This is a genomic window from Carboxylicivirga fragile, assembly GCF_050589805.1.
Lineage (GTDB): Bacteria > Bacteroidota > Bacteroidia > Bacteroidales > Marinilabiliaceae > Carboxylicivirga > Carboxylicivirga fragile.
In genome coordinates, this window is record NZ_JBNGOY010000005.1 from 135,777 (window position 1) to 146,275 (window position 10,499).

The 10,499-nt window shown below is 36.8% G+C and carries 10 protein-coding genes; 9 read left to right on the top strand and 1 reads right to left on the bottom strand.

Annotation, left to right across the window (positions count from 1 at the left end; genetic code table 11):
• Positions 1-81: 81 nt before the first annotated feature.
• The 9 genes from ACRD7B_RS03750 to ACRD7B_RS03790 all read left to right on the top strand — a co-directional run bounded on the left by ACRD7B_RS03750 (position 82) and on the right by ACRD7B_RS03790 (position 9,256).
• A complete protein-coding gene (locus ACRD7B_RS03750; protein ID WP_430823132.1) occupies positions 82-372 on the top strand; it encodes a hypothetical protein in 291 nt (96 codons plus the stop codon).
• Between the two features lie 492 nt (positions 373-864).
• Positions 865-1,698 (top strand): sterol desaturase family protein, encoded by an 834-nt coding sequence (locus ACRD7B_RS03755; protein ID WP_430823133.1) that lies wholly within the window; start codon positions 865-867, stop codon positions 1,696-1,698.
• Between the two features lie 96 nt (positions 1,699-1,794).
• A complete protein-coding gene (locus ACRD7B_RS03760) occupies positions 1,795-3,450 on the top strand; it encodes a patatin-like phospholipase family protein (RefSeq protein WP_430823134.1) in 1,656 nt (551 codons plus the stop codon).
• A 30-nt stretch (positions 3,451-3,480) separates the two neighbouring features.
• Positions 3,481-4,239: a hypothetical protein gene (locus ACRD7B_RS03765; protein ID WP_430823135.1), complete on the top strand. Its 759-nt coding sequence runs from the start codon at positions 3,481-3,483 to the stop codon at positions 4,237-4,239.
• A 153-nt stretch (positions 4,240-4,392) separates the two neighbouring features.
• The gene (locus ACRD7B_RS03770; RefSeq protein WP_430823136.1) at positions 4,393-4,533 is read left to right on the top strand and encodes a hypothetical protein; all 141 of its coding nucleotides are present in this window, start codon (positions 4,393-4,395) and stop codon (positions 4,531-4,533) included.
• A 237-nt stretch (positions 4,534-4,770) separates the two neighbouring features.
• Positions 4,771-5,715, top strand: coding sequence for a tetratricopeptide repeat protein (locus ACRD7B_RS03775; protein ID WP_430823137.1), 945 nt, complete (start codon positions 4,771-4,773; stop codon positions 5,713-5,715).
• A 45-nt stretch (positions 5,716-5,760) separates the two neighbouring features.
• Positions 5,761-6,648, top strand: coding sequence for a sensor histidine kinase (locus ACRD7B_RS03780; protein WP_430823138.1), 888 nt, complete (start codon positions 5,761-5,763; stop codon positions 6,646-6,648).
• Between the two features lie 800 nt (positions 6,649-7,448).
• On the top strand, positions 7,449-7,829 hold the full coding sequence (locus ACRD7B_RS03785) for a transposase (RefSeq protein ID WP_430823139.1): 381 nt from the start codon (positions 7,449-7,451) through the stop codon (positions 7,827-7,829).
• Between the two features lie 344 nt (positions 7,830-8,173).
• On the top strand, positions 8,174-9,256 hold the full coding sequence (locus tag ACRD7B_RS03790; protein ID WP_430823140.1) for an alpha/beta hydrolase: 1,083 nt from the start codon (positions 8,174-8,176) through the stop codon (positions 9,254-9,256).
• A 1-nt stretch (position 9,257) separates the two neighbouring features.
• On the opposite strand, the gene ACRD7B_RS03795 is transcribed toward ACRD7B_RS03790, so the two are convergent.
• The gene (locus ACRD7B_RS03795) at positions 9,258-9,998 is read right to left on the bottom strand and encodes a tRNA lysidine(34) synthetase (RefSeq protein ID WP_430823141.1); all 741 of its coding nucleotides are present in this window, start codon (positions 9,996-9,998) and stop codon (positions 9,258-9,260) included.
• Between the last annotated feature and the right edge of the window lie 501 nt (positions 9,999-10,499).

The following is a 10,499-nucleotide window of genomic DNA, read 5'->3' on the forward strand; positions in this document are numbered from 1 at the left end:
GCAAATTAGATACTAAATTTACTCGTTTTCTAAAATTAATTATAGTAAAGGTGCCCATTCTGGTGGCCGCTATGTATGTGCTTGGCGATTACAAAAATAGCACTTACCAACATTGAAGCACTAAAAGGCTTTGGTATTTCAGATGAGATGATAACTGAAATTGAAACCTCAGTAGATGAATTTAAACACCTGATAGGTTCAGTCCGCAATATTCGGATTAAACGATATGCCAACATTAAAGAAGCCGATCAGCTTATTAATGCGGGTAATAGTTTGCTAAAAAACAAAATGGATAAGATGATGAAGGTATTTGAATTAACACAGCCCGTATTTTACGATGTGTATAAACGAGCAAGGGTCATTGTCGATTAGGTCGCTCATTGGTTTGGTTTTGGGGCCGTACAAGTTGGTTTGTGCAGCCTTTTTTGTTGTGCGATTTGTATGTTTATTAGCGAATTGAGCTCCAGAGTTAGTAGTTTGATCAACCAGCACAGCAAATTGAAATATAAGGATTACAAACTGGGCACCAGCCTTAGCGAAATGTTATATCTGTATTGCGAATTATGCTATCGGGATGTCGCATTGACACCTGCGAATGGGAGAGTGGCTTATTTATCAGATCAATGACAATAGGCATTCATCAAAAGGGGATAATAGGATTTAGTTTTGGTGTTCTTTTGAGGTGATTTATAATGCTGTGATAAAGTAAGCGTAAAGTATTAAGGTAGTTTAAGTGCATTGGTATATGAAATAAAATAATAAAAGACCTTGAGGTACGACTTGACATTGGTTTTACATAGTTGTATTATTGATTTTTTTAAGAAAAGTTAAAATGCACTTAATAGTAGGAGCAACAAGAGGTTTATGGACGTGTTAAATAAATTAATGGCGATTGACCCGAATTATATTATCATGGGATTTATTGTTATTTTCTTTTCACTGGAGCAAATACTTAAAGCACCTTTTGATTTTAAGAATCGTATTAGCCACTTGTTTCAGAATGTATTGTTTCAAATTATACTGGTTCTTCTCAATGTTTTCTTCGTTACCTTTCAGGTATACTCAATTGAATGGCTTAACAGTAATAACATTGGGCTTTTATACATGCTAGAATTACCTATTTGGGCTAAGCTGGTAATTTCGCTAATGTTTTATGATATTACTGCCTATTGGATACACCGAGCAACACATGTTATACCTTTGCTCTGGCGCTTTCATCGCGTGCATCACAGCGATACAAGCATGGATTCGTCAACCGTATTTCGTTTTCATCCCCTTGAATTAATCCTTGTATTTGGTGTGGGTAATATTATTACGGCTGCGCTTTTCGGTACCGATGTCTTTTCAATGGCTTTGTATTATTTTATATTATATCTGTTTTTCTTTTTCGAACATGCCAACCTTAATTATCCAAGGGGATTAAATTCAACCCTGGGTCTGGTATTTGTAATGCCCGACCACCACCGAGTACATCATCAGCAAGATCAGTATTATACCGATTCGAATTATGCCGATATTTTCATCCTTTGGGATCGCTTGTTTGGCAGCTATAAAATGATGCCTGTGGAGAAAATGAAATATGGGTTAGTGGAGTTTGACAGTGCACATCGACAGTCATTTCTGTATTTAATAAAGAGTCCCTTCTTAAGCATAAAACGAACTTCAAAAAATAAGTCAGAAACACAAACACGCTTATGATTCAATGAAACAATAAAAAGAAGTTTTTTGCGAACATTGGAATTGAACATCAACACAATGCATGTATAAATAATAGTTCATAAAACTCAAGTAATTATGCCAACACCTGATCACCCTCTACATTTATTCCGAAACATAGCCCTTTGTTTTAGTGGCGGTGGATTTCGTGCTGCCGGATACAGCTTGGGCGTATTATCGTATTTGAACCATGTTAAATTTAATGGCAACACCCTTTTGTCACATGTTAAAGCATTGAGCACTGTAAGTGGTGGCACTATTACTGGAGTAGCTTATGCCAAAGCCGCTGCGCAAGGGGTGAGCTTTGACAATTTTGAGAAGCAGATTTATGATTTTCTGAACAACAAAGATTTGTTGGAAATGGCTTTGACCAAGCTGAGCGACGATGCATTTTGGAAACAAACCAGCAAAAAGCGAACCCTCATTAATGCTTTTGCACTTGGTTATCGCGAGTTAGTTGATACCGATGAATTTGATTTATTCGACCAAAACAAACCAGGGCTCGAAGATGTGGTATTTAATGCCACCGATTGTTCCTACGGTTTGGCTTTTCGCTTTAAAAACAGTGACATGTTTGGTAATTACCGCCTGTTTAGCAAACAGCTCACCGCCTTATCAAAAAAGATAAAGCTGGCCGATATCATTGCTTCCTCTTCCTGTTTTCCCATGGGATTTGCACCCATTATTATGCCCGATGACTTTATCGACGACCATCGATCGAAACTGTATACCGATGTAAAAGGTTTAATCGACTTCGAAAATGGACTTGGCCTAATGGATGGCGGCATTGTCGATAATCAAGGTATTGGTAGTATTCGTTTGGCAGATAGCAATCGACCAGTAGATAATAAATTTGATTTAATATTGGTATGTGATGTATCGTCGTATAAAATGGAACCGTGGCAGCCCTCATCAATGGAAGTTGACAAGCCATTATTGAATAAAACATTACAACACTATCGCCTACAAATTGATAAAAAGATAAAAGCATGGTGGTGGATCATATTACCGGTTCTAATAAGCGTTGTTTCAATCGTATTTGGAACCATCAACCATCCATTAATTATTGCTTCGGCCGGCGTGTTCGGAGCTATAAGTTTAGTCGCTATTGTTGTAAAAGTTATTTTGAGTTATGCTAAAGGAAAGGTCGAAAAGGAATGGGAGGCACTGATGTCGCCCAAGTTAATCCCTAAGGTTATTTCTAAGGTTATTCCAAAGTTCGAACGCCTGCGTCTACGTCTTCTAAAGCGTATGCTCACCGAACGTTTTTCTTCAAGCCTGAAAATGGTAAACGACATGTTTTTAAAACAAATCCGTCGGCTTAATTACCGTTTACTTTATACCGATGAGGCCTTAACAAATAGGCGCAGCAGTGCTATGATCTACGATTTAACTGAGGCACAGTACACAAATAGTGTATCGGATGAACAAGATAAGGTTGTGCACCCCGCTAGTATTCCCAACCCTGGTTATAAAATATACGAAATAGCCGAAGCAGCCAGTAGTTTTGCTACCACCCTTTGGTTTACCAAAAAGGATAGAGAGGATCAAATGCTGGATAAGCTGGTTACTTGTGGTCAATTTACAGTCTGTTACAACTTGTTGAAGTATTGCCTCGATCTAAAAAAGGATGGTGCTGATGTGGATCAAACGGAATTGGATGAGGTAACAAAATTACTTAAGGCGGACTGGGAGAGGTTTATCGATGATCCTTATTGGTTGCTGAAGGCATAACATAGTAGAAAAAATTAAACATAATATCTAATGAGGGCAAAATTATTCTTCGAGAATTTGAATAAATACTGGGCAACACCTATGATTGCCATAATAGGCGGAATACTTGGGATTTACTTTACAATCATTAAAGATAGTTTAGAAGCTGATGCGCAACGTATTGAAAATGTTGCCTTGAAGATAGAATCTGAATTAAAGCAACAGGAGTTTAAAAATAATTTGAAAATACAGATGTATGGCGAAGTGAAAGATGCCATAACACAGAATGATGAGAAACTACAGAATGCTGTTTTGTTGCTAGTCAACGAGATGTTAGCCGACGATTCCTTATTTCGCGAACAATTAATAACCATATTGTTGACTTCTCCGAATGTCAATGAATCGGTCAGAAAAAATCAAGAAGAGATCCAAACCAAGGCAGAGGTTTTTATAAAAGAAGAAAAACAAATCAGTGCTACTAACTTTTTTATTGATGTTTTCTATCTCGAAGATATTATTTCGGAAGCAAAGCCAAGAGCTGAAATAATTGTACGAAAGCTGACTGAAGAATTAGGTAATAACTATCAAGTTAGGCTTAGGCGATTACCCTTGAATATAAATGCAAAATCAGGATATCGAATATCGGCCAATGAAATACGATACGAGAAAGATGAAGCTGAAATAGCGGAAGAGGTACTTGAATTGATTCAATCAGAAAATGTTTTTTCAATTGAACAGCCAAGAATGAAGCAAATTAGGCCTTCAAAAAAGACACCAAACTATTTAAGTATTTTTGTTAGGAATATGTAAAAATCATATAGAAAACAATTTGCTAATGGTGAATAACAAAAGCTACTTGCAAGAGTAGCTTTTGAAGTTTATAGCAATTCGTTTTTTTTACTAAACCTCATAATTAAATATTTTTAGTATTTTCACTCTGGAAATTCAATCTAAAAGATAAGAATGGGAAAAACAGTGGTAGTAACATTGCTCAACGCAGTGCAAGAGAACGGTGGATACACCCTTCACTTAAAAGATAACGAAGGCCATAGTGGTGATAATAACATTACCTCACAGGCTAACCCTGGGGATTTTGTACAGTGAGCCATTGAACCAGGCAGTAACATAAGTTCAATTGATAATGTATATGCCAAGGCAGGCAGTGCTAATGTATTTAGCGAAGGACCACGCAAAGATGGTGATACATGGGTAGGCAAGGTTAATCCTGAGAGCACAGGTTCAGAATCGTACAATATTCAATATACGGTGGATGGAACAAGCGTTGTGGATGATCCAGAGTTAGAAGTTTTACCTCCTCCACCTCCTCCAGCACCATAAAAATTGACCATACAAACCAATAGAATATTTGTATTTATAGCCTGCATGTTTGCGGGCTATAATGTTACTGGTCAAAATTTTGAGAAATGCAAATGTGATAGCATAATTATAGTATTAGAAACAAAATCAAAAACAGATTCTGCCTATTATTCTAATTTGATCCTAGCTTTTAATTCATGTGATGATCCATATTTACGATTATCCTTTTCTAAAGAGGCATTAGATTATGCAACTTTAATTGAGAATTCGCAACAGATAGGCTATGCGCACCTAATGGTAGGATTAGCCTATCAGAAACTAGGATTATTAAAAGATGCATATAACAGCTTCTTAAATGCGCTTACGGAATATGAAAATACCCACAACGAATCTGGATATATTAATTCTTGTTATTATCTAGCGAGAATATTAGCTAAAGATAACAGGTTTGAGGATGCAATTATTTATTCTTCAAAAACTTTGGAACTGTATAAATCCAATGGAGATAGTATTCGATACGCATCAATACTCTTAAATATTGGTGAGTATAATAGGAATCTCGGTCATTATGTGCAAGCAAAAGAAAGTTTTTCGGAATCCATTAATATATTTAAGATAAAGAAATATGATTTTGGGGTTGCTTATGGATATGGTAATATAGGCCTAGTATATTTAGCTCAAGATAGCCTTAGTCTAGCTGTTGAAAACCTTAATAAATCTTTAGAAATTCTAGAACCTCTTAGCGATAACTACTCCGTATCGGTTTATCAGGAAGGCTTGGCACATGTATATCAAAAGCAGAAACAATATAAAAAGGCCGAAGCTTTGGCCTTACAAAGCCTAGCCCTAGCCTTGGAAGATCATTTAATTGAACAAATACGAGATGCTAATTTTCGGCTTTCAGAAATATACAAGGAAAGTGGAGCGCATTTAAAAGCTTACCAAAGCCATGTGGCCTACGTTAATTAAAAGGACAGCCTGATTAACGAGAAAAACATTCGGGAAATAGAAAACATGCGCCGCCAGTACGAGGTAGCACAAAAACAACAAGAGGTTGACGAACTCACCAAGGAACAAGGTTTTTATAAAGCAAGAGGCATTGCGTTTGGCGTTATTGTGTTATTAACAGTCACCTTGGCTGGGGTTCAGTTATACCATAGCAGGCGCCGTAAACGAATTAACCAGCTATTGCGCAATCAACAAAAGCAATTGGAGCAACTCAACGAAACTAAGGATAAATTTTTCTCCATCATATCACACGATTTACGCAGTCCCATTGCCACTTTTCAAAATTTCACCGAGGTATTTGATGTCTTGGTCGACAATAAAGAGTACGATAATTTAAAGCAGGTTTCGGTACAAATGAAACAGTCGTCGGCTGGCATCATGGATTTGGTCGACAATTTATTTAGCTGGGGATTGAACCAAAAGGGCGAAATACCTTTTCAGCCCAAAATGATTAATCTGCACGAAACGGTGCAAACTTTAATGAGCGTATTGGGAGATATGGCGGCCGTCAAAGGCATTACATTAAACAAGCAGATTGACGAAACCATTGAGTTGGTGGCCGATCAACAGATGTTACAAGCCATTATTCGTAATCTGATTAATAACGCCTTGAAATTTACATTTAAAGGAGGTACAGTTACCCTTAAAGCCAAACAGGCGAACGCTGCAGTAGTCATCATAGTCAGCGATACGGGCATTGGTATTCATCCCGATAAAATCAAAAGCCTTTTCGAGCTCGATGCCTCCAAAAGTACCTTCGGCACCCAAAATGAAAAGGGCGTTGGCCTGGGCCTTCGTCTGGTTTATGAGTTTGTTGAGCGCCATAATGGTATAATCAGGGTTAAAAGTGTGGTTGGCGAAGGAACCGATATGATTGTGGAGATACCTAGCTAGTTTTTTATTATATACCACGTAAAGGTTTTGTATTCGTAGAATTTGTAACTATTTTTTAAAACCTCTTTGTCTCCACGTTTATTATACCGTCGGCATCTCTCATGAGGGAAATAAAAAATGTTTTTCTTCATCATTTAACATGACTAATTGCTTCCGCTTTTAAGGGGATAATAGGAGTAAAAACGGCAATCCATAAATTTCCATTGCCTCTCTGGGTTGTTTGATTATTGATGCTCTACGAGCAAAGTTCATGCTGCATATTGGTTTCTACAAATATTAATGCTCTCCGATCAAAGCACGATAGGATATAAATAGTTTAACATACCGCGTAGCGGTTCCAAATTTGTAGAAATGTAATGTATTGATAGTTTTCCCCGTAGGGGATTAATAATGTTGTTATGGTGGCTTTCCTGTTCCCGGTTTATATTGATCTCTTGCATCAACGGATTTTTAATAGCACTTTGTGCATCAATGTTGCTGTGTTGTTTTAATATTAATGCTCTACGAGCAAAAGCCTTTTTATTATGATGGTGTTTTTACCGCGTAACGTTAATCATCGCCGCAAATATTTGTTTAAATAACTACGTCTGTTGTGCCGCGTTCTGGTTCAGGATTTGTAGAATATCGTGATACGGAATTGCATTTCCCCGTAGGGGATATATAAATTCTACCTTGATTATTACAGGAAATCGTGCTAAATTCAATACAAAAAACAATGAAACCCGGCACCTTCACTCAAATTTACATACAATTGGTATTTGCTGTAAAAAACCGCGGCACTAATAACCGAGGGTTATAAATTGGACTTATACAAATACATATCTGGCATTATTGCTGGACTAAATCATAAGACCATAATTGTTAACGGAATGCCGGATCATATTCATATATTATTTGGATTGAACCCTGCTATTAGCATTTCAGATACGATTCATGACATCAAGCGCAGCTCAAGTCTATTCATTAACCAAAACAATTTCATTAACCATCATTTTTCTTGGCAAGAGGGTTATGGCGCCTTTAGCTATAGCCGCTCGCAGCTAGATCGAGTTTATAAATATATTGAACAGCAAAAAGCGCATCATCAAACTAAAAGTTTTAAGTCGGAATATATTTCTTTCCTAGATCATTTCGGCATTAAATACGATCCGCAATATCTATTTGATTTCGATGCATTGTGATTATTGATGCTCTACGAGCAAAACCGCATATATTATACCATGTTAATTTTACCGCGTAGCGGTTACGTTGTTGTAACAAATAGGGAAGGTATTTGGTATTCCCCGTAGGGGATCCATTATCCTTGTTAGGGTTGATGGTTAATGCTCTACGAGCAAAACATATTTAGTAAAACAACTCTGTTTCTCTGCTACTCTGTGTTTTTGGATTACATATCGTGTAACAGTTCTGCATTTGTAAAAATATTACAATTGTTTGTAATCCCGTAGGGGATAAATACTGTAGCTATGTATATTTGATTCTATAAAATTCAATCACAATTATTATTTACCTTAGATGCATGAATATGACCACCCTGATTAGAAAACTAGTTTTTAGCTGTGCTTTGTTTTGCTGTGGCATTTTATCGGCACAAGATGCGGTTCGCCCCTTGAAAGAAGCCCAGTGCATTGATTACGTCTCAACAAATTTAAACGATAGTCGTCGTATTTTTATTAGTGCACCCGATGATTTTACTGAACACAAGTACCCTGTTGCTTATTTAATAGGTGCCCAGGAAAACGATTTCAGGGCGAGTATTCTGATGAATGAATTTGTGGTGGTTGGCATAGAAACAAAGGATTTCAAAAAGGATTTTCTAAGCGAAGAAAGTAGAGCATTATACCTTCAGTTTCTCAAAGAAGAGCTAATTCCCTACATCGAAAAAGAATATCAAAGCACTTCTGTTCGCCTTATGGCCGGGCATTCACTGGCTGCAGGAATGGTAATTGAGGCTTTGCTTAAGGATGAGGACTTAAATACCTTTTACATTGCTACCAGCCCTACCCTTCAATTGATAGATACTACTGGCCTTGATCAATGGAAGAGTACCGAATTAAAAGCTCTATATTTCAACATTGGCCTCAATGAAAACTATCCGCAATTGGAAGCAGCCAATCATGCCTTTCATTTTAAGTTAGATTCGCTTAAACCAGCCAATCTGCAATGGAAGTTTGAAGTAATGAAAGACGAAACACACGAGACTAATGCCTATACCGGTTTTTGTAGGGGTTATAGTTTCTACAAATCGCTTTCATCGGTTCCCGATAGCCTGTTGGGGCAATCCATCGACAACATTGTCAACTATGCCTCAAATTTGAAGGAAAAATATGGCTTAAGTGTGGCCATAGATGAAACAGTTATGATGCCGAATATCCTGATCAACCTTGGCGAGCAAAATTTTGATGAGGTTAAAATGTGTATAGAATACATGGCCAATGAGCAGTCTGATCTATTTGCCGATCAAATAGATGTGGTACTTGATGTTGTTGATGCCATCAACAAAAGTGGTGAAAAAGAAATGGCCTTGGGATTATATCAATTCATTGTTGAGAAAATTGACGATCCCATAGCTAAGATTATGGTGCATGAGTTGACCAGAGAGGAATAATTTATGGCAAATATTCCATATCAATATTTCCCATTGAATTAAAAAGGTTAAATCGCGCCTTAGGGTTAATTTTAGTCATTTGCTCCACAATATCTCGCGCTTTCTTTCTTATGGTATGATCTTCGTAAGGGCACTCCTGTTTTAACGAAGGGAAACCCATTATTTCGGCGTACTGTTTCATTTCCGCATTGGTGAGTAGTGTTAAAGGGCGTATAGCATGAATCTTTCCATCAAACATTGACAATGACGGGGGGATTGACGATATGTTAGCATGTTGTGCCATATTCATTACCAGTGTTTCAATAGCATCGTCCAGGTGATGGCCAAAAGCCAATCTGGTCATGCCCAGTTGATCACTTAATAGGAATAGCTCTTTGCGGCGATTTTTAGAACAGGCAAAGCAAGGTTTCTTTTTACCTGCGGTTTCCAGATTGGCTCGGGTAGTAACTAAATGTAAAGTTACATTCAATTCATCGCAGAATTGTTGTAGCCATTCTACATCAATTTGGTAAGGTACATCTTCGGTGATTATATGAGCAGCATGCAATTCATAGTTGATTGGGAGATATTTACGTCTCGAAGAAAGAATTTCAAGTAGAGCCAAGCTATCTTTACCACCAGAAACAGCAATTAAGACCTTTTCACCATCGCCTATCATCTTATAGCTATTGATTGCTTTACCAGCCGTCTGTCTTACTTTTTGAACAAAGTATTGTTCCTTCTTACCCAATTTTTTTTGCATAGGACAAAAATAAGTAAAAAGGCACGTTAAATTAATACCAACAGTTTTTGGTAAAGGATAATGTTTGATTTTAAAAGATAGGCCTTTCGACAGAGGGGCTAAAAAATCGCAATTATTAACATTGAAACTAAAAAGAGTATCTGATAAGTCATAAAAATGTACGGAAAATAATTACGAGTACGCAGAAGGCGAATTGCTTGTTTAGTTGGGGTTGTCATAGGTTTAAAGTTATAGCTTGTAACAAATATAACAAAGCAATTTAATTAAACAAAACAATTCACTTGTTTAAGTTTGTGATTTTAATCAGGTAATGAAGCTATTCTTCTTTTAATAATTGGCGAAGTGGAATAAGGTTAAATTCATTAAGTTTTTGATCAGCTATGGTTTTAAGGTATTCTTTATTCATCATTACTAGTGATGCGTTAATTTTTAAAAACAATTTGCAATAAATTATATTTCAACAACATACAAACGTTCTTTGATTTTTTGATTTGATTTGAC